Below are 18,264 nucleotides of genomic sequence, written 5' to 3'. Positions count from 1 at the left end.
TGTTATTGAATCGCCTGCTGTGCCAGATCCTCAGCCATTTGCTTATTCCACTCCACGACGGCTTCGGACCGCTTGTGATCCACAAGAGCTCTGAACTTCTGCTGTGCCAGATCCTGTGCAATCTTATCCTTAACCTGATCGAACGGCAGAACTTCCGGCTCAGCTTCGGACAGGCAGTACAGGAGGTGGACAGCCCCGTTCTCCGCAATCAAGCTACTCATCTGTCCCTGTGCAAGCTGCTCCGCAGCAAGTAACACCATTGGATTCTCCAGCGCTGCTGTCCGCCGTGAGGTGCTGGTAACGGTTAGCTCGCGGGCATAGACCCCAAGCTTGTCCGCCTGTTCACGGAGAGTTGTTCCGGTAAGTTCGGTTCCGTTCGATTCTGTTCCGGCCAGTACTGTTGCCTGGAGGTCTTTCATTCTGTCCATGGCCCCGCTCTGATTTTTGTATTCGGATTCCGGTCCGTAGGGCAGCGTAACCCATTCCAGATGGATAGTTCCCTGCCTGGAATATTTCGCAGCCAGATTGGCTTCATATTCCAGTCTCTCCTGTTCAGCAGTGATGACGATGGAGCCATTACGGCGCATCGCATCAATCGTTGCATCCTCAAGATTACTCATGTAATAGCTGTAGTAAGCCTGTCCATCCAGATGCTTAGGACCATACACCACCTCCTTGTTCACTGCCGCCTGACTCCGCCGTATATTTTCGCGCTCCATTCCAATCAGGAATGCCTCAAAGCTGATGTCTGATATCACTCCAGCTTCCTCTGCAAGCTGCAGCTCTGCTTGCTTGGTCAATAGCTGAGTCTGAGCGTCCCTGATCCATCGTTGCAGCGGAATCTCGCCGGAATAATCGGTCAACCAGAAGTCCTCCGAATAACCGGCATTATAAGTCTGCATGAAGTAATCGGCAGTAAGCGCCCGGTTCAGCTGAAGATGCCAGTTGAACTCAGCGGTGGTGGCCTCCTGACCATTGACGATCAGAAGCGGAGCTGCTTCATCGGGCGTTGCCGTGCTCATTGCTCCAATCATTATCAGGCTTCCGGCGATCAATGCAGCCAGAACAGCGGCGAGCACTTTCCTTTTGGAATGAAACCTTTGAGCCATGGGTTGATCTCTCCTCTCCGATTTTCTGTTAAGCGCTTTCAACATCTTCGATATTAGACATATTGCTCGTGAAAAGACAGGAGTGAAACCTGCGAAATGGTTTGCCATTTCACGATTTGACAGCAGTGTCTGGTTCTTCCTTCCTTAGCTGGAAGGGTCTATAAGGTAGAACAAAGGCAGCCTGGAATATCCGGACTGCCTTGACTGGTTCTTATAGCGGGGCAGGCCCCGGAACCATATTGAAGCTTAACACTCCGCCTCTCATAATCTCGTCATGCGGCAAGGAGTGATGCTCCCATGGCTTACCGTTCCAGTGAACCGATGCACTATATACATTGGCGGGACTATTATTCTCCGCTTCAATGACCCATTGCCGCCCGTTGTCAAGCTGGATGGTAACCTTGTCAAACAGGGGGCTGCCGAGTACGTACTCAGGAATTCCGGGACTTAACGGATACAGGCCGAGGGCACTCCAAATATACCAGGCCCCCATGCTGCCGTTATCCTCATCGCCGGGCAACCCGTCCATCCTGCTGCTGAACTGTCCGGCCATCGTTTTGCGGACCCAGTACTGTGTTGTGGGCAACGCCCCGAGTCTGGAGAATAGATAAGGGATGTGGAAGCTGGGCTGATTGCTGATGGCGAATTGCCCGAGTCCGGCCGAAGCCATCTCCGACATTTCATGAATTTCCTGTCCATAGGAGCCTACTTTGAATACCGGTTCTTCAGCCATTAGCTGGTCCAGCTTGCGGACGAATGCCTGCTCTCCGCCCATCAGTCCGGCCAGCCCCGGGAAGTCATGGGGGACCGCCCAGCTCCCCTGCCAGGCACCGCCCTCACAGAAGGGATCGCCCCATTGCAGAGGATCAAAGGCCTCTTGCCAGGTGCCGTCCTCGTTACGGCCTCTCATGAATCCGACTTCCGGATCAAATAAGCGCTTGTAATTCTGCGCACGGCTCATGAAGCGCTCATAGTCGTCCATCTTGCCAAGTGTTCTGGCAATCTGGGCAATACAGAAATCCCCGTATACATAATCGAGTGTATTGCTTACACTTTCATGGAACCGGTCATGAGGCAGATAGCCATACTGTAAATATAATTCAAGTCCGCGTCTGCCCAGTCTCTCATCCGCAGCTGGATGATCTGCGTGCTTCAGCAGGCCTTCATATAGCAGCTCCGCATTGAAGCCTCCGATTCCCTTGACAATGGCATCCGCAGCTGCCGCATCAATCAGCGTCCCGGGCATCGCACTGCGCTCACCCGGAGACAGCCACTTCGGCAGCCAGCCGTTCTCTTCATAAGCCAGCGTCCAGGCCTGCATAATCTCGCCCAGTAGAGTTGGGAACAGAACGCTGTACAGCGGGAGGCTCGTACGGTATACATCCCACAGACCGATATCTGAATACATGGGACCTTGGCAAATGCTGCCGTTAAATGGGCTGTAATGGATCTGTTCGCTCTGCTCGTTATATTCATGCCATGTTCTGGGGAACAGGCAGACCCTGTACATGCAGCTGTAAAAGGTGCGGAGATTCTCTTCATCTGCGCTTTCTGCCGTAATCAGGCTGAGCCGCTCTTCCCAGCTTGCCTCTGCTGTGCTTAAGATCTCCCCGAAGCTCCGGTCACCAATCTCCCGTTCCAGATTCAACAGAGCCTGCTCCCCGCTGATGAAGGAGGTGCCGCACTTGACCCCTGCTACGCCGGATTCCGGCAGGGCTAATCCTGCATAGGCACCGAGCCGTTCTCCTGTTCCCTCATACGTCCCTAACGGCTGATACTCTCCATCGAAGATTCCCGACTCCTCCATGATCAGGTCTGTATCGAACTGGAAGACGAAATACATGGCGAAATTATCGGGAACCCCGGCGGTATGGCCTCTGGTATAGCCGGTAATTCTGCGTGTCTCCGGCTGGAAGACAAGATGTGACTCCCCCTTCAGCGGAGCTATAATCATCCTGCTCTGGTGCGGCTCATCATAAGTTATTCTCAGAGCGGCACAGCGTTCGGTCGGTGTCAACTCCAGCCGGGTCCGGTAACGCTGCAAGTGTACACTGAAATAATGGGGGGAGACCTGCATCTCCCCAGGTTTGAAGGAGGAGGAGCGTGCGCCGGGGCTGAGCAGCAGCGGCCCGCTCTGCGGTAACAGCGTCAGATGTCCATAGTCCCCGATCCAGGGACTGGGCTGATGGGTCAGGCGGATGCCCTCCAGGTGGCGGTGACGGGGATGGAAGAACCAGGTGCCGCCCGCTTCATGAGTTTGCGGGCACCAGGCTGCCATACCGAACGGCATCGCTGTAAGCGGCAGCGTGTTGCCGTTGGAATACCGGAAATCCGATTCTGTTCCCTGCATGGGATTAACATAATCTAATAACTTCACACCAATACACTCCCTTCGGCCTGATCGCACCGGCCGGCTCTATAATATCTTTCAGTACCTCTGCCGCCCTAAGTTAAGCGGAATACCTGAATATCCCCGGCTTGCATCTGTACAGTCAGGTGGGTTGTTGCAGGCTCCTTCCTGTCCGTCGGCCGAATTTCCGCGTGGCCGCCGATGAACCAGGGTTCGGCTGAGGTATACACAGCACGCAGCTTAATTTCAGTCGTGGTCTCTTCTTGCCCTTCATTGTGCACATATAGAAATGCGCCCCGGTCCGTTCCTTCGCCCCATTCGGACAGATCCGCACGGACTTTACCGCTTGCTTGCACATAAGTCTCCAGCTTCAGCTCCTGCTGCAGCAGATCCCGTACCAGCTGAAGCGTACCGGGATGCTCATCCTTCCAATAGGCAGCCGCAAGCAAAGTGCCTACCCACACAGCGCGTCCGGTGCCGTAATCGGCGCAGGTTAAGGCAGGCATGAGGTCTTCGGTAAATTGGGACAGCACCTTCACATGTTCTTCCAGCCCGATATCCGATTTGTAATAGGAGCCATGAGCCAGATCGCTAGCGGCAGGCTCTTCTTCCCCGCTTTGCCCCATCACATTCCGCAGCGGAATCGCCGTCCGGGATTCGAAGGCAACCTGATGATAGCTGTGATCCAGATTCTCGGCAGAGTGAATCCAGGTCTCGCGGACGCCGAACACTTGATCGAATCCGTATCCCGGAACGTTATAGCTGTGACAGCCATTCTCCGCCTGAAGAGCACCGAAGGAGCATTCCGAGATCAGAATTCCGCCGTTCTCCACCCACACACGCAGGATGGCGCACAATTTGCGGCTCAGGTAGAGCGGATAAGGCATCCACAGGCAGCGGTATGGCTTCAGTGACTCCTCTGTAACATCAGACTCATGCAGGAACTCTACTTTATAATTAAGCTCATGCAGCAGCTTATGGGCGCCTTGTATGGAGTCGTTGTAGGTATCCAGATGATCATGCGCTGCGAAGTTGGCAATCTGATTCTCCGGGCTGAACAGAATGGCAATCCCGTCCCCGCGGCGTTTGGCCAGCATCAGCTCCCGCTTGTTGTCCTGTACCAGCTTGTTAAGCTGTGCCATGTCCTTGTACCAGGGCGTAGCGCTGCCGTCCAGATAGACACTGCCCCAGGCCGGAGCTTCCTGACCCAATATCTCTGGCCTGTATTGCCAGAACAGATATCCGGTGATGCCGCGGGCAAGCGGGGTCAGAATATGCCGTTTCATCTCCAGAAGATCCGGCTGGCGCGGCTTCATCGCTGTATTGCCCGGCAGCGCGTGAATTTCCGAGTTAATAATCGGTTTGCCCTTGGCAGCCGAGATCAGCAGATCAGCCGACCACGCCGAAGACCCCAGGCTGTTGCCTGTCAGATCACAGGGCTCTGCCAGCTTGAAGTCATCCGAACCGGCTGTAATCATATTGAAGATTGGCGCCGGTACCGTATGAGCCATAACCGGATGCTGCACATCCAGCAACTTCACCACTTGTACCCGGCTCCGCAGCTCCTCCGTCAGGGTGTCCGACATGAACAGCCGCCAATCTATCAGATCGTTGAAGACGCCTTGACCCCGCGGTGCCTCCACTTCCTCCCAGTCCCCGTAAGTCCGCTGCCACGATTCGTTGAGTGCTTCCAGAGAACCATATTTATGGATCAGCCAGTCATGAAATGCCGGAATCGAATGCTTGCAATAACAGACCTGGTTGTCAAAAGACAGCTCACGCTTAATCCCCGTAGTCAGCTCCGGCTCATTCCACAAATCCCAGACCCAAAGCGCCGGATGATCTTTGAAGGCCTTGACGGTCTCCTCCAGAAAGCGTGCCTTCTCCGCAGCGGCTGGCGCATGATGATAGCAAGGTCCTGGCGCTCCGCCAATCTGGCGGCAGTTAATCGCTCTTGGCTCCAGAATGGAACCGTCAGCTGTGACCATTTTGGAATCCGGATATTTTCTGTAGAACCAGGCCGGAGCCACATCGAAAATCACATTCAAAATGACCTTCAATCCATTCCGGTGAGCTATATCCATCAACTCCTGAATATCATCGAACACGAATGTCCCTTCCCTGGAGACGCTGGACCGCCACTGCACCCAATACTTCACACAATTGAACCCCTGCCCGGCTATATTGCCGAGGTCTTGTTCCCATTGGTCCTTGAAGGGGGTTGGGGAACGGTAATATTGAAACCCGAATGGAACAAATGGATCTTGCATGACGTAACTCCTCCTGAAGCGTTCAATTTCGATAGTCTTTCATCTATAAAAGCGCTTACTGCTTATTCACGCTTAAAGTCTATCACAGTGTATTTTACGAAAGTTAGGATGGAATCCTGTGAAACGGTTTGCGATCCTGACCACCTGATTATTTACGGCTACTCTAAAAGACAATTCATGTTTATACTGACTGTAAGACACAGTAAACTACTACGGGGTGAAAGCTAATGTTGAAAGCGCTTGTAGTCGATGACGAATACCTGGTACGTATGGGCATCACACAAACTATAGATTGGGCAGAATACGGCGTTGAGATCATTGGAGAAGCCAGCAATGGCGAAGAAGGCCTGGAGCTCGCCCTCCAGCACCGCCCGGATGTGATTATTACGGATATCCGCATGCCGTTCATGAATGGTCTGGAGCTTATAGAGCAAATCCGCGAACAGGACATGCTGGTGGGCATTGTCGTCCTTAGCGGCTATGATGAATTTCAATATGCGCAGGCAGCTCTCCGTTATGGAGCTTCCACTTATTTGCTGAAGCCCATTAATATAGAAGAACTCGCAGATACGGTACGCTGTGTCGGCACAGAAATTCTGGAGAAGAAGCTGCATTCCAAGCGGTATTCCCAGCTGAACGGGGAAATCGCTTCGATCTCCAAGCAATTCTGGCAGGATCTGCTGCACGGCCAATTGCAGGATGAGGCATTTGTAGCCGGTAAGCTGAAGCTATTGAACCTTGAGCTCGCACCTGGAGAGGCTGTCATGCCTCTATCTCTCGCCTTCCCTCCCGACAATGGCATGGAGCGGACGGCCGAGGCAACGGGAGCACTGGAGGATGCCGCAGCGGACTTCGTGGAAGCGCATTCTTTGGAGCAGCTTTGCCTCTTCCGGGACAGCCATCTGGAGTGGGTTATGGTACTCAGAACCAGAGATATCAACACTGCCGGTGATGCTGCCCGCAGCTTGGGCAAACAGCTGTCCGAATGGAGCCAGCAGCACTTCGGGCAGCCGCTCTGTATAGGTATTGGCAAGCCTGAAGGAGATTGGCACAGAATCGCAGACTCGTACCGGCAGGCTGTACTTGCCGCACAGCGGGCCTTAACTGGTGTTGAACGCGTGCTGTATGCCGAGGAAGAGGCCGGAATGCGCTGCCGGCGTGAAATCAGGGAAGCGCTCGCTTTTATCCGGGAGCATTATGCCGGGAATATTACCGTTGAACGGGTCGCTTCGGCGGTATTTGTGAGTCCGACCCATCTGATGCATCTGTTCCGCAAGGATCTGAATAAGACCTTCTACGAATGTCTGACGGAATACCGCATCGAGGAAGCCAAGCGTATGCTGCGTAATCCGATGTACCGGGTCTATGAGGTGGGCAATCAGGTCGGCTTTACCGATTCCAAGTATTTCAGCCAGATCTTCAAAAAAATGACCGGTATCCCGCCAAGTGAATATGCGAAAACCTATGGTTAAGCCGAATTTGGAGAAATGGATGAATTCCCGGCTGCGGCGGTTCAAGATCAATGGCCGGATTGTGATTATTCTGTTAGCGGGCTTGTCTCTGCATCTGGTGCTGATGCTGGTTATTTTCAATTTCTACTCCTATACCTATCTGCAAAAAGACTTGTACCGCCATGTCGTTCAGACGCAGCGCCAGATTGGACTGAGCGTGGAGCTGATGGCCGATGACATCCAGATGCTGTTCCTGCGGTTTCTGGTGAACAGTGATATCTATCAGATCATCAATAATGACCACCTCCCGGCGGCAGACAAGGAATTGCGGATTGGAACCATTATTGACGATATGCTGGCCGATAATGACCTGGCAGGCAATGTTATCATCCATACCAATGACAATGTGCTCTATTCTTACCAGACCAAGCAGCAGATGCTGGAGGTACCTGAGGCCCTGTTCATCAAGCGTATTCAGGAGAGCAGTATGCCTGTGGTCGGTGAGATCAAACGCGATGGCGAAGGCAATGCCTACATTCCCTTCGGACAGCAGTTCCGCAACTTCAATACGGGGCAGAATATCGGTGTCGTGATTATTTATGTCAGAGAGTCGGCCTTGGCGGCGCTGTATTCCTCCAGCTTCACAGGCATCGGCTACTCCTTCCTGACGTCCGGCAACCGGATTGTTTCCCATCCGGACAAACGGCTGCTGGGCAATTATCTGGAGGAGAGCGCCCCGATTCGTCCGGGTAAGGAAGAAGGCTACCGCACCTGGTCGGAGAATGGCAACACTTATATCATTGCGACCTATCCGCTGAATCCCCGGCTGGCGAGCCTTGGGGTCAGCTGGGAATTCACCAGCGTGATCTCCAGCCACAAGCTGTTCGCGGGAATCGTCAAGGGCAACCGCAATGCGCTCCTGTTCGCCAGTGTAACCTTCATTGTACTGCTACTGCTGTCCTTCTATCTGGCAGCGCAGATTACCCGCCCGCTGCTGAATTTGAAGAAGAAGCTGGGGCTCTTTGGCAAAAAAGATCTGGCTGCTGTCTATGACCCGCGGGGACAAGTTGATGAGATTAGCCAACTGGAGAACAGCTATTACCAAATGGTGGAGCGGATCAGCCAATTGATGCTGGAGAAGGATGAGGAGAAGGAAAAGCAGCGCAAGGCCGAACTAACTGCGCTTCAATCGCAGATTAATCCTCATTTTCTATACAATACCTTGGATGCGATTGCCTGGATTGCCCGGCTGAAAAAGCAGCCGGACATTGAACGGCTGATTTCCTCCCTGGCCACCTTTTTTCGGATCAGCCTGCATAAAGGGGACAAGTTCGTCACGGTCGAAGAGGAAATCCGTCTGGTGCAGAGCTTCGTGACGGTCGAACAAATGCGGTTCCCGGATAAGTTCGGAGTTGAATATGAGATGGATGAATCTCTGCAAGGCGTCCGCATATTGAAGCTGATTCTCCAGCCTATTGCCGAGAATGCGATAAAACATGGCATCAGCGAGAAGCGCGGCGCAGGCCGGATCTGGATTAAGGGCGAGCTCCTGGGGGAAGAGATCCGGTTCACGGTGACCGATGACGGCGTCGGATTCGCAAATGGGGCCACACTCAGCCAGGCCAAAGAGGATGTGCTGTTTCAGAGCGGATACGGTCTGCGTAATGTGGACGAACGGATTAAGCTGGAATATGGTCCCCAATACGGACTCAGCATCTCCAGCACTCCCGGGCAAGGCACCACCGTGACCATCCGCTTGAAGAAGGAATTGTCTAAATGATATCAGGGCAGTGCGGCAATTTCCTGGCATTGCCGTACCTTGACGGGAAATTTGATTTTATTGTTTCGAGTTTTGCCCTGCATCATCTGACGAGTGACCAAATGCTGCTCGCTATTCAGGAGAATTATATCCAATTCCCCAAGCTCATTGATTTATTAGAGGATAGCGGCTGCATCACGAAACACCTTAAAGTGAATCAATTGTTGCATGTTGTTTTAGCAGTACCTATTCGGTAGGGGGGAACCTTGCCCAGCGTTAAGGTTCACCACGATAGCTGAAGGGGCAAGGTTTAAGAGCCATCCCGCAAAGGATGGCTCTTTTTTTAAAGATATTTTCCAACTATCTTTGTAGATCGTCATGATTCTCAAAATTTAAATGCCTCTGGTTTTAGGTGAATATAGCTTCTTGAAACTTAATTTCTAGCTCTGCTAAATGACTTAAAGCTTCACCTATCATAAGCCAATCACTGTTTACCGCCAGCGAGTGGCACCTGCCATACACTTCTGACTGCAACAGCTTAATTTCGGCTAAACCACCATACTCACCTCGGAAGAATTCGCTAAAGTTCAATGCACGTCTTGCCCCTACCTGAAACGCAAAATGTGTCAAATGACCCAGCAAACTAGGGTTAATATCGCCACCCAGAATATATCTCTTTAACTCTGCTATGGCATCACTTCCTATTAACCAGTTACGTTCCGAGTATTGTTTTTCTATATCGTTATAAACTTGTCTGAAATACCGGATAGCCTCAACGCATATTTCCTGATGACTCGGGTGCTTAACTCGTTTGGGGGCACACCAGTAATGATAGGTCATATCATGTGGATACAATCGGTATTGAAGATGACTTGTTTTACTTGCTTTTATCAAGTCTTCCATTGGAAGCATTGCATAAGGATATCCTGCAGGGTCATGGAGTCTAACCACTCCATTCTCTATCCCAAAAGCCAGCACATAATGATCGCAGCCATGTAGATAACTATGATTAGGCATATATCTTAAATAACCCATATCCAACGGTCCTAGCAATACTGGATGTTGTTTGATTGCAGTTGTAAGTATTCCTTCAATATTTGAACTATCTATGCTTGAATGTTCGGTAATGGTGAATCCCAGTATATCCAGTGCCTTGCTTACTCCGATATGTGGAACTCCGTTCGAAAAGAATACCATGTTGTCCTCTTTGAACCAGAGCGCTCCAAGTCCAACGCCAGACAAGACTTCAATAGATTCCGCGGGTATTCTTTCCCCGACAGTGTCAAGAAGCATGGAAGTGGAATTGGAATAACAATACGCACCATTTCCTATATAGGTAAACATGAATTTATCCTCCTTCCTCAATTGGCAGACAATAATTACATTTCATTTACCGCGTGAAAACATGGAGGAAGATGAAAAAACGCAAAAAGCTTATTCATCCTAGTCCAACCAATCCATCGTATTCCCTCCCTTCAAGGTTATTTTATCGGAAATAAAAAATGAATACCTTGCAATTTCTGCACGAAAAAGTCAGCAAAAAACTCACCCCTACTTGCGATACGGTTCGCCGTAATGCATGTGCTTGGATCGAAGCTGGATTTCTTTTGTGTCGCCTACTCCTTCATCGTTGAATTGATCTTCAGGTACAGCTGGTTCAACGGATTCACAATACTGCTGCTCAGCATAGAGATCAGCAGCCAGAACAATATGAATACTGCGATGTTCAATGCCAGCATTATATATTTGAACGCCTGGAGCTCTGCCTTCATGCCGTCCGCAGAGATATAGGTGACAATCTGATCAGCCGAATCGGGCAGCGGGTAGAGCAGAATTAGGCCACCGGCTGTTTCGCGCACCATGAAGTCCGTTTCGTTCAGGCTGCTCTTTCCCGGTGTGGCCAGCGCTGCTCCGATTTCCTGAAGGCGCACCGGAGGCATGTCCGCTGCCATCAGCAGCTTCCCGTCTTCCTTCAGCAGGTAGACCTCATTCTCCCCGTAGATCGAATTCTTGTCTGACAGGTAGAAGCTGTACAGCTTGCCAATCTCCACTTCAAGGGAGAGCAGACCGAGGACCCGTCCTCCCGCTTCCTGAATTTTCACTTCAAGCAGCAGACGGTCACGCAGATCTGTAGGCGCATTCATCAGTTGTTCGCGGTTCAGGACTGTCCAGCGTAAGGTCTGCTCACGATCTCCCAGGAATTGCTGCATTCCCGGGTCCTTCTTAATCTCGGTGAACGGGAGCAGTCCCGACACATTGCTGGAAGAATAAGCCACGCCTGCTTCACCCCAAATGTAAATGCCGAGTATATCACTGCTGGAAGAACGTATACCTTCCAGTATCGGGGAAATTGCCCCGTCATACGCTGGTTTCTTCAGCGCTTGCTGCACCACCTGATTATTGGAAATCAGCTTGGAGGTCTCTTCCAGCCAGTTCATGAACAGCAGTGTATTCTTATGCTGCTGGCCGGTGTACTGGACAGACAGCTGCCTGAGCATATCCATGCTCCTGTGCTCCATATTGCGGTACAGAATGAAGCTTGAAGCAGAGATATAGACCGTAATGAACAACACCAGGACCAGGCGGATGTTGCGGCCGAACGATCTGAACATAGGGCTTCCCATCCCCTTCCGGTGTTAGAGTAAATCAAGCTGAAATAAGACCCAATTCAACGATAGCTGTAGAATGTACAATTAAAACCAGCCATAAGGCATAAGAGCAGCGTATACCTGTAGTCTGTGCAACTAAATCAGCCCGAAGGTGTGAGAATCAAGGTACAGTGATAATTTAAATGTACGAAATACATCTAAACGAATAATTGGTTTGAAATCAGGCGTTCTAGTTGTACGAAGTACAATTAAGCCTGCCACTAGTTTAAATCTGACCATATACTAATGCAGAGTCAGATTTAAAAAGGTAGAGTGGGCGCGATGAGGCCTGAAGGACTATAAGAGTGAAGTCATTGAGCCAGATGTATGCGAAAAATCGTGCTCATTATGCTGGAGCGAAGAAAAACCGATCACAATTGGACTGGGTGCACCGCGTAAGCCGAATGTAATCGAAAAACCGATCACAATTGGACTGGGTGCACCGCGTAAGCCGAATGTAATCGAAAAACCGATCACAATTGGACTGGGTGCACCGCGTAAGCCGAATGTAATCGAAAAACCGATCACAATTGGACTGGGAGCGCTGCGTAGGCCAAATGTAATCGAAAAACCGATCACAATTGGACTGGGAGCGCTGCGTAGGCCAAATGTAATCGAAAAACCGATCACAATTGGACTGGGAGCGCCGCGTAAGCCGAATGTAATCGGAAAACGGAACACAATAGTAGGTGGTTCGAGCTTACTGATTCAATTTACCGTATAAAGTCTGATGCTATACTAGCAGTTAAAGCCCCTAATGTCGATCTCTATCCGGCCTGTGTCACTCTTCTGAACCTCTCCATTCGGCAGAATAACAGTAATGGCTGAGCCGGGTGTCCAGACGGCTTCCAAGCGGAACACTTCGACGCCTTCCTCTGTAGTAATCTCCCAGCTCACGGTGATAAGGCCCTGTTCTGTGCTTACGGCTCCGCTGGCGTATTGTAGCTCTCCGCAATGAGGCTGCAAAATAATGCCATCTATGTCCTGCCGGACCCCCAATATCCCTCTGGTGAATTCAGTAATCGGCAGTGCGCTCCAGGCATGGCAGTCGCTTCTGGTATCCGCAGAGTCGATCTCGGGAAGTGTGGTCAGCCCCAGCTCCAGCTGCTTCATCCAGCGTACCCATAGCCCGTAAGACCGGTCATACATTCCGCTAAGCTCCAGCGCGCGGAACAGATAATAACTCATCGGCAGCGAGAGCTTAGCCATTGACGTATCGGTCAATACCGTTTGCAGCAGAGCCTCTCCCTCCGCAGCAGACACAGTACCGGCAAGCACTGCCCAGACCTGCGTGTGCTGGCTGAGCTGTACCTCTGGTCCTGCCTCCGGGCTGTCGCGGAAGAGCGGACCGTCCGCTTGGCGGCAGTTATCCAATACCGCAGCGTTGACTGCAGCCTTGCGCTGGCGCAGTTCTGCGGCAATCTGTGTCCAGCCGCTCGCTTCCAGCAGCTGGGCCGCTTGTCCCAGTGCAAAAGCATACATTAGACTCATCAGAGTGGCAGGTGCCTCATTCGTGCAATCCGGAGCGCCAAGCGGCCATTCTTCTACCCAGTCGTAATAATTCCAGTACTGGCGCGGAGTCCGGTCAACCAGTCCTTCCGGCGTCAAGCGCTGATCGAACCAGTCCAGCACGGACAGCATAGCCGTCCGGTAATGCTTCACCAGCGTCAGATCCCTGAAGACCCTGTAGTGGTCATGAATCATTCCGATCCAGTACAAGGAGAAGGATGGAATGACCTGCGGCAGCACTGAGGGATAGCGGCTTTGCAGCATCCCGTTTGGCAGCTGCGAAGCTCTGTAGTCCTCCATGGCCCTGAGGGCCAGCCTGTCGTCTCCTGACAGCAGGTACGTAAATTCCATCATCAGCCTGGTATCCATTGTGTATTGCAGCTGTTCATAATAGGGAGTGTCCTCATAGGTCTCGTGCATACAGCGGCTGAGCGTCCGTACACTCAGCTCCCAGAGACGGTTATACCGTTCATCCGAGCAGTGAAAGCTCCCTTGCAGCTGGAGCGGATATCCGGTCTCCCTGTAGTTGATTCCGGTTATCCTCAGCGGTTCATGTCCGGCATGAACCTCCAGCCGCACGTAACGGAAGGTACGGAACCAGAAAGGCTCATATACTTCAGGCTGGTCTTCTGTACCGTAACCGGCTGGCTGATAGCTGTCGTAACCGCCCCGCAATACCTGCTCCCTCATATCATCACGGACGGCTTTGCGGCGGACTTCCTCATCCCCTGTCTCTTCTTCATAGCATTCTGCGTATTGGAGTGTAATGAGACTGCCTCCTCCGCCCTGGAGCTTAAGCTGCAGATAACCTGTGGTCAGCTCGCCTGCATCCAGCTCCAGCCAGAGCTGCTGTCCCGCCTGGACAAGTACACCTTCAGCAGCAGGCCCTGCAATAGAAGGGACAGTGCTGCTGGCTCCATCGCGCAGCTCCAGACGATGCCCGGCCGTGAAGAGGGCCTTTCCCTCCCCGCAGCTGCTGCGCATCAGCTTCCAGAAGCATTGTTCCTGCTCATACAGCAGCGGAACCGGACGCCGGGCCAGCTGCCAGGGGGTCAGTTGACCGTAGTCATCCCTTACCGGCTGTACTATCCGGGCAGCACTCCAGGCACTGTCATCATATTCCGGCAGCGTCCAGTCCCGGAGTGCCGTGTCCCCGGCGGCCTCTTCCAATCCGCCCATCCAGCGCATCATCGGAAACGGGCGGAGCCGGTAGCTGAGATCCCGGATAGCTTTCCAGGAAGTATCCGTAGGCAGTTCCTGCACAAGCTGCCCGTCCGCTGTAATCTCCGCTTCTACTAGCAAACCGCCTTGCTCCGAACGCCATACGGATAAAGGACCGTCTTCCCCCATTTCAAAGGGAGCGGTCCCGGCATAATGAACCACTGTAACAGCAATTACATTGATCCCCGGCTGCAGGATGCCCTCCAGGCTGAATTCGTCATAATATTGTACATGTTCATGCCCCTTGCAAGGCCCCGCCCATTGGCGCTGGCCATTGACGAACAACCTGTAGCGGCTGTCTCCGGTAATCGCCATATTCAAACTGTACGCCGTCCCTGTACCGGCTGGCAGCTCAAACACTCTGCGGAAATATACCCGCTCATGCCGCGCATCCTTGTCCATAGCTCCTTGCTCTTCCTGCAACCAGATCCAGCGGGCGCTCCAGTCTCCCCATTCTTTTGCCGCCATGTTATCCGCATCTCCCTTCACCTTCATATAAACGGCATCGCCGCCCTTCAGAAGGACGGCGGTGTTTGACTGCATTTTATTTGACTTTATCGAGATAATCCCGCTGGAATTCTTCCGCCGCCTTATCCAGGATCTTCTGCGGATCTGCATTCTTGTCGGTTAGCACGGATTGCAGCACGACATCCAGCTTCTGATACAATTCCTGGGCATTGATGGGCTCCTCCGCCCGCATCCCCTTACTGCCGTTGTCCATATAATCACGGAACATGTCCAGATTCACGTTGTTGTATTTGTCGAGAATTTTCTGTTCCTCCCCAATACGCTTCTCATCGGTCCAGATCCGCAGCCCGTAAGGGCCGATGATCAGCCCCTGATCGCTGAGTGTCTTCTTCTCGATATCCCAGCCGGTCAGAGCCTCCTCTGAGGATTCGGGTGTGAATCCATAGGTCTTCAGCCATTTGAAGCCGGCATCAATCTGCTCCGGGGTTACATTCGGCGAGAACATATACAGGCCGCCCCCCAGCAGGGTAACAGGTTCTCCGATCGGACCTACAGGAAGTGCTGACATGGCAATATTGTCCTTGGACATCTTGGTCTGCTGCTGGATGACCGGAGGCCAGTCGTTGGTGCCGAAGCTCATGGCAACCTGATCGGTTCCCAGCATACGGAACATGTCATTGGTGACATCCACCAGATTGTTATCTGGCAGCACATTGTATTTCCACTTCAGATCCTTCACATATTGCAGCGCCGCGGCAGCCTCAGGAGAATTGAATACCGCCTGCCATTTGCCGTCAACCTGCTTCTCGAATTCCGCACCGTAGGCCCAGGCAATGTTCATGAACATCCAGCCGCCCTGGCCGCTCTTCGTCGGCAGGAACATTCCGGCTTTGCCGGTCTTTTGCTTGATGATCTGCGCCGTTTCCGCCAGCTCCTCATACGTCTTGGGGAACTTCGGAATCCCCTTGTCATCTAGAAGGCCCGCTTCCTTGAAGAGATTCACATTGTAGAGCATGCCGATGACATAACCGTCCTTCGGAATCCCGTAATACTTGCCGTCCTTGGTCACCATTTTCAGAAGATCCGGGTTAATGGCCTTGTCATATCCATACTTCTTCATCGTGTCCGTGATATCCGCTGCGTAATTAGCCTTGATGATTTTGCTTGTTTCGGTGAAAAAGGTCTCGTATACCGTTGGAAGCTGGCCGCTCGCCGCTTTGGGCAGGAATGAGCTGACGTCATAGCCCCATTCATCCTTGTCCACCGTAATGTTCGGATAATTGGTTTTCATCTTCGCCATGAGCTGTTCATACTGGGCGATCTTGGCTTCCTCATTCGGCTTCGGCCAGTTGCTGACCTTAATCGTTACCTGTTTGCCGGCTGCTGCATTTCCGCTCCCGCCTGTTTGTCCTTCATTGGAGCCGCCGCAGCCGGCCAGTCCGGCGGCCGTAAGCAGGGTGAGCGCCAGGGTTGCGGTTATTTTCTTGTGGTGTGCCATTCTCAAAGTAATTCCCCCTATAATTATTCTTATAGCAATTTTGCTTTTTGTAAAGCGCTTTCTTTAATGCTGAGATCATCTTACCATGCGTCCTTTAGAGCGCCCTACGGGGCAAAACTGTGAAATGGTTTGTGATCGGGTGACATTACCCTTTAATGCTGCCGCCGAAGGCTTGCCCGTTCATGATGTACCTTTGGAAAAAAATAAACAGCACAATCGGCGGCAGGATGGCGAACGTCAGGGCAATAAACTGAATGTCCTGCGGTAATGTTGCTTTCAAATTATAGATAGCCACAATGACCGACCAGGTCGATTTATCCTTCAATACCATGAAAGGCCAGAAGAAATCCTGCCATACACTATTCATCGTAAGAATCGTAATCGTGGCCATAACCGGGCCGCTGAGCGGAAGAATCACCCGGATGAAGATGCCGATAGTGCTCGCCCCGTCGATCTTGGCCGCTTCCAGCAGCGCCTGGGGAATGGAGTCGAAAAAGTTCTTGAAGATCAGTATCACCACCGGATTCACGGCAGCCATAAACCACATCGGCCAGAAGGTATTAGTTAGATTCACATGCAGCAGCGGGAAATCAATCAGGTTCTTGAACAGCGGCACCATGCCCACCGTATTCGGAACCATCATCGTCCATACAATCAGCACGAACAGCAGCGCGCTCCCGCGCGGCTTCAGCTTGGAGAAGAAATATCCGGCCAGCCCGTTAAAGGTGAGACAGAACAGCACAGAACCGGCAGCCAGGTAAGCTGTATTCAGATAGTAACTGAGGAAATTGAACTCCTGCCAGGTCTCCCACAGCTTGCTGAGATTGAAGGTGCGGGGGATTAAGGTAGGCGGAATCGCATAGAACTCCTTAATGTCCTTAAGGCTTGAGACCATGATCCAGACTGGAGGCAGGATACAGACGGCGGCGAGCGCAATCATCAGAAGGAACAAGCTCCAGTACAACAGGCGCACCCAGGGTGATCTGTATTCAATATTGCCGATAATGCCGTAAGCTTCATTGGTTTTCATGGCTTCTACTCCCTGTTCAATTTCTTATCCAGCCTGAAATAAATAACGGTAAGCACCATCAGGACAAGAAAAGTAATAACCCCCAGCGCCATGGAATGGCCTGCCTCGAAACTGCGGAATGCATAATAATAGCTTTGCAGCATCAGCGTCATGGAAGCATTATTCGGTCCGCCCTCGGTCATGACCAGCGGTTCATTGAAGATCTGAAATACCCCGCTGATCTGCAGAATCATCATCAGTCCGATCATGCTGGAAATTTGCGGAAGGGTAATGCTTCTGAAGCGCCGCCATACATTGGCACCGTCGATCGAAGCTGCTTCATACAGATCATGATTGATACTCTGAAGGCTTGCCAGATAGAGCAGCACCGTCCCTCCGAAGTTCCGCCAGGTGATGGTGAATATGATCAGCATTATGGTCATCTTCGGGTCCTGGAGCCATTGCTGTACCGGGAAGCCCAAGGCACTCAGCATACTGTTCAGCAAACCGCCCTGCCCGGGCTCAAACAGGAACATCCATAACATGGAAGCCGCAATACCGGGAACCATACTGGGAAAAAAGACGGAGAAGCGGAAAAAGGACTTCCCGTGTCTGAGTTCATTAATTACAACAGCGACTACAATCGGGACGGCAAAGCCGATCAGCAGCGACCAGATCACATACATAAATGAATTGACCAGTGTCTGCTGAAATGCCGAATTCTGAATAACATCCTTGTAGTTCTGCAATCCGGCAAAGCTTACAGCATTATAACCCTCGGTGTTGAAGAAAGAGAGCACAATCCCCTTGACGAGAGGTTGCCAGGAAAAAAAGAAAAAGACTAACACCGTTGGCACTATTAATATCCAGGAGGACCAATCTCTGAGCAGTCGCCGCAGAGGATTCCCGTTCTTTTTCTTTGCGATAAAAGGCTTTGCTTCATTGATTCTTCCAATCATGCTCCTGTCCTTC

General features: G+C 51.8%; 12 protein-coding genes. 3 read left to right on the top strand and 9 right to left on the bottom strand.

Annotation, left to right across the window (positions count from 1 at the left end; genetic code table 11):
* Positions 1 to 2: 2 nt before the first annotated feature.
* The 3 genes from NST69_RS14395 to NST69_RS14385 all read right to left on the bottom strand — a co-directional run bounded on the left by NST69_RS14395 (position 3) and on the right by NST69_RS14385 (position 5,729).
* Complete coding sequence (locus NST69_RS14395; protein ID WP_342549759.1) at positions 3 to 1,109, bottom strand: hypothetical protein; 1,107 nt, start codon at positions 1,107 to 1,109, stop codon at positions 3 to 5.
* Positions 1,110 to 1,320: 211 nt separating this feature from the next.
* Positions 1,321 to 3,486: a GH92 family glycosyl hydrolase gene (locus NST69_RS14390; RefSeq protein WP_342549757.1), complete on the bottom strand. Its 2,166-nt coding sequence runs from the start codon at positions 3,484 to 3,486 to the stop codon at positions 1,321 to 1,323.
* A 68-nt stretch (positions 3,487 to 3,554) separates the two neighbouring features.
* A complete protein-coding gene (locus NST69_RS14385) occupies positions 3,555 to 5,729 on the bottom strand; it encodes an alpha-amylase family protein (RefSeq protein WP_342549755.1) in 2,175 nt (724 codons plus the stop codon).
* Between the two features lie 227 nt (positions 5,730 to 5,956).
* Between NST69_RS14385 and NST69_RS14380 the strand changes: the two genes are divergently transcribed.
* Genes NST69_RS14380 through NST69_RS14370 form a run of 3 tightly spaced genes read left to right on the top strand, consistent with a single transcriptional unit; the run spans position 5,957 to position 9,196 of the window.
* Positions 5,957 to 7,201 (top strand): response regulator, encoded by a 1,245-nt coding sequence (locus tag NST69_RS14380; protein WP_036726116.1) that lies wholly within the window; start codon positions 5,957 to 5,959, stop codon positions 7,199 to 7,201.
* A gap of 19 nt (positions 7,202 to 7,220) precedes the next feature.
* Positions 7,221 to 8,960 carry a sensor histidine kinase gene (locus NST69_RS14375; RefSeq protein ID WP_342549752.1) on the top strand — a complete coding sequence of 580 codons (1,740 nt, stop codon included), beginning with the start codon at positions 7,221 to 7,223 and terminating at the stop codon, positions 8,958 to 8,960.
* On the top strand, positions 8,957 to 9,196 hold the full coding sequence (locus NST69_RS14370) for a class I SAM-dependent methyltransferase (protein WP_036726115.1): 240 nt from the start codon (positions 8,957 to 8,959) through the stop codon (positions 9,194 to 9,196). The genes NST69_RS14375 and NST69_RS14370 overlap by 4 nt, the downstream gene beginning before the upstream one ends.
* Before the next feature lie 151 nt (positions 9,197 to 9,347).
* Here the strand turns inward: NST69_RS14370 and NST69_RS14365 are convergent, their stop codons facing one another.
* From NST69_RS14365 to NST69_RS14340, 6 genes are all read right to left on the bottom strand, one after another.
* The gene (locus NST69_RS14365; RefSeq protein ID WP_209870697.1) at positions 9,348 to 10,283 is read right to left on the bottom strand and encodes a hypothetical protein; all 936 of its coding nucleotides are present in this window, start codon (positions 10,281 to 10,283) and stop codon (positions 9,348 to 9,350) included.
* A gap of 272 nt (positions 10,284 to 10,555) precedes the next feature.
* Positions 10,556 to 11,551 (bottom strand): hypothetical protein, encoded by a 996-nt coding sequence (locus NST69_RS14360; protein WP_339256710.1) that lies wholly within the window; start codon positions 11,549 to 11,551, stop codon positions 10,556 to 10,558.
* 774 nt (positions 11,552 to 12,325) lie between these two features.
* Positions 12,326 to 14,785 (bottom strand): family 78 glycoside hydrolase catalytic domain, encoded by a 2,460-nt coding sequence (locus NST69_RS14355; protein ID WP_342549747.1) that lies wholly within the window; start codon positions 14,783 to 14,785, stop codon positions 12,326 to 12,328.
* A gap of 76 nt (positions 14,786 to 14,861) precedes the next feature.
* Complete coding sequence (locus tag NST69_RS14350) at positions 14,862 to 16,289, bottom strand: extracellular solute-binding protein (protein ID WP_155991609.1); 1,428 nt, start codon at positions 16,287 to 16,289, stop codon at positions 14,862 to 14,864.
* A gap of 139 nt (positions 16,290 to 16,428) precedes the next feature.
* Positions 16,429 to 17,313, bottom strand: coding sequence for a carbohydrate ABC transporter permease (locus NST69_RS14345; RefSeq protein ID WP_036728412.1), 885 nt, complete (start codon positions 17,311 to 17,313; stop codon positions 16,429 to 16,431).
* A 5-nt stretch (positions 17,314 to 17,318) separates the two neighbouring features.
* Positions 17,319 to 18,251: a sugar ABC transporter permease gene (locus NST69_RS14340; RefSeq protein WP_081751282.1), complete on the bottom strand. Its 933-nt coding sequence runs from the start codon at positions 18,249 to 18,251 to the stop codon at positions 17,319 to 17,321.
* Positions 18,252 to 18,264: the final 13 nt, after the last annotated feature.

It is taken from the genome of Paenibacillus sp. FSL P2-0089 (assembly GCF_038595095.1).
Classification (GTDB): domain Bacteria; phylum Bacillota; class Bacilli; order Paenibacillales; family Paenibacillaceae; genus Paenibacillus_AQ; species Paenibacillus_AQ silagei.
The sequence above is the reverse complement of the archived record's forward strand: the minus strand, read 5'-3'. Positions and strand labels throughout refer to the sequence as shown.

Coding starts and splice junctions, on each gene's coding strand:
- NST69_RS14395 (WP_342549759.1), bottom strand. CDS start 1,109: ATGGCTCAAAGGTTTCATTCCAAAAGGAAAGTGCTCGCCGCTGTTCTG.
- NST69_RS14385 (WP_342549755.1), bottom strand. CDS start 5,729: ATGCAAGATCCATTTGTTCCATTCGGGTTTCAATATTACCGTTCCCCA.
- NST69_RS14380 (WP_036726116.1), top strand. CDS start 5,957: ATGTTGAAAGCGCTTGTAGTCGATGACGAATACCTGGTACGTATGGGC.
- NST69_RS14375 (WP_342549752.1), top strand. CDS start 7,221: ATGAATTCCCGGCTGCGGCGGTTCAAGATCAATGGCCGGATTGTGATT.
- NST69_RS14370 (WP_036726115.1), top strand. CDS start 8,957: ATGATATCAGGGCAGTGCGGCAATTTCCTGGCATTGCCGTACCTTGAC.
- NST69_RS14365 (WP_209870697.1), bottom strand. CDS start 10,283: ATGTTTACCTATATAGGAAATGGTGCGTATTGTTATTCCAATTCCACT.
- NST69_RS14360 (WP_339256710.1), bottom strand. CDS start 11,551: ATGTTCAGATCGTTCGGCCGCAACATCCGCCTGGTCCTGGTGTTGTTC.
- NST69_RS14355 (WP_342549747.1), bottom strand. CDS start 14,785: ATGGCGGCAAAAGAATGGGGAGACTGGAGCGCCCGCTGGATCTGGTTG.
- NST69_RS14345 (WP_036728412.1), bottom strand. CDS start 17,313: ATGAAAACCAATGAAGCTTACGGCATTATCGGCAATATTGAATACAGA.
- NST69_RS14340 (WP_081751282.1), bottom strand. CDS start 18,251: ATGATTGGAAGAATCAATGAAGCAAAGCCTTTTATCGCAAAGAAAAAG.